This window comes from Sulfitobacter sp. 1A15106 (genome assembly GCF_043556995.1).
Taxonomy (GTDB): Bacteria; Pseudomonadota; Alphaproteobacteria; order Rhodobacterales; family Rhodobacteraceae; genus Sulfitobacter; species Sulfitobacter faviae.
The window spans coordinates 1-1,538 of the sequence record NZ_JBIFFM010000035.1 but is presented as its reverse complement, the minus strand read 5'-3'; the positions used below and the strand labels follow the sequence as shown (position 1 = coordinate 1,538).

General features: G+C 56.3%; 1 protein-coding gene. It reads left to right on the top strand.

The window, feature by feature from the left end:
- Nucleotides 1-115: 115 nt before the first annotated feature.
- Complete coding sequence (locus ACGYKA_RS19990) at nucleotides 116-1,531, top strand: IS4 family transposase (RefSeq protein WP_271689200.1); 1,416 nt, start codon at nucleotides 116-118, stop codon at nucleotides 1,529-1,531.
- Nucleotides 1,532-1,538 lie beyond the last annotated feature (7 nt).

The following is a 1,538-nucleotide window of genomic DNA, read 5'->3' as shown; positions in this document are numbered from 1 at the left end:
CTTGCAGTTACCCATAAGTTTGGTGCGACGAATTGATTCACCCATCAGTCTTGCTCTTGCCCGCGCAGCCCCGAGCATGATTCGTCATGTGGCACCGAATGAATGAGGTGCAGATATGGGACAGAATTGGGTGGGGACGGAAACTGCCAGATGTGATCTGGGAGATGTTCGATTGAACCGGCGGCTTGAGGCAATGCTCGCGGCCCTTGGAGATCGTCCGGGAAAATCGCTGCCCACGGCGTTCCAAGATTGGTCGAACACCAAGGCGGCATACCGTTTCTTTTCAAATGAGAATGTCAGCGAAGACAAGATACTTGAGGGTCATTTCGCCGCCACTGGCTTGCGCTTCGAGGCCACCAACGGTCCTATCCTGATCTTACAGGACACCACGGAATTCACCTTCAAACGGTCCGCTCCGGAGAAGGTCGGATTTACGAAGATATCCACTGGACGTAAAATGAAAGAGGGCCGATTTCAAAAACATGCCGTCTGTGGCCTCCTGATGCATGCCAGCATGGCCATTACGCCGGATGGACTGCCGCTTGGTCTGACAGCAGCGAAATTCTGGTCGCGGAGCAAGTTCAAGGGGACCGCCGCTCTTAAACGCAAGATCAACCCGACCCGTGTGCCTATTGAAGAGAAGGAAAGCATGCGTTGGCTCGACAATTTGCGCCTGTCCACCGAATTAACTGGGGCACCTGAGCGCTGTGTGCATATCGGTGATCGGGAAAGCGACATCTATGAACTCTACTGCCTGGCCGAAGAGCTCGGGACGGGGTTCCTCGTGCGTAGCTGCGTCGACCGTTTGGCGGAGAATGGCGGAACGACCATTGCCAAAGTGATGGCTGAAGTGCAATCCAGTGGCACGCATGAGATCCGGTTCCGCGACGCGCAGGGCAAAGATCACTGCGCCGTGCTGTCTGTCAAACACGCGACCATGACTGTTCGGCCCCCGATCGGGAAGCAGAAGAAATACCGGCATCAGGACCTCCAGATAATCCATGCCGAGGAACTCAATCCACCAGAAGGCAGAGTGCCTGTCTTCTGGAAGCTGATCACGAACCTGCCGGTTACGACCCATGCCGACGCCGTCCACAAGCTCGATTGGTACGCGTTGCGCTGGAAGATCGAGACCTTCTTTCGAACCCTGAAGACTGGGTGCCGGATCGAGGAACTTCGCTTAGCCACAGCTGATCGGCTGGCAAACTGCATCGCGCTGTGCTGCGTTGTTGCCTGGCGCGTATCATGGCTGACAATGCTCAGCCGGGAGGCACCGAAAGCATCGTCTGATGCCGTCTTCACCAACACCGAGCGCAGCTTGCTTGAACGCGCAACGCCAGACCGCAAACGTAATGTACTACGCGATTTGAACTTCTATATCAGGGCCGTCGCGAGGCTCGGAGGCTACCTTGATCGCACATCGGATGCGCCACCAGGGACGACGGTCATATGGCGCGGCCTATCCCGCCTCGCTGATCTTGCCGAAGGCGTTCGTATCGCAGAGGCACAGCCACAAGAGACTTATGGGTAACTGCAAG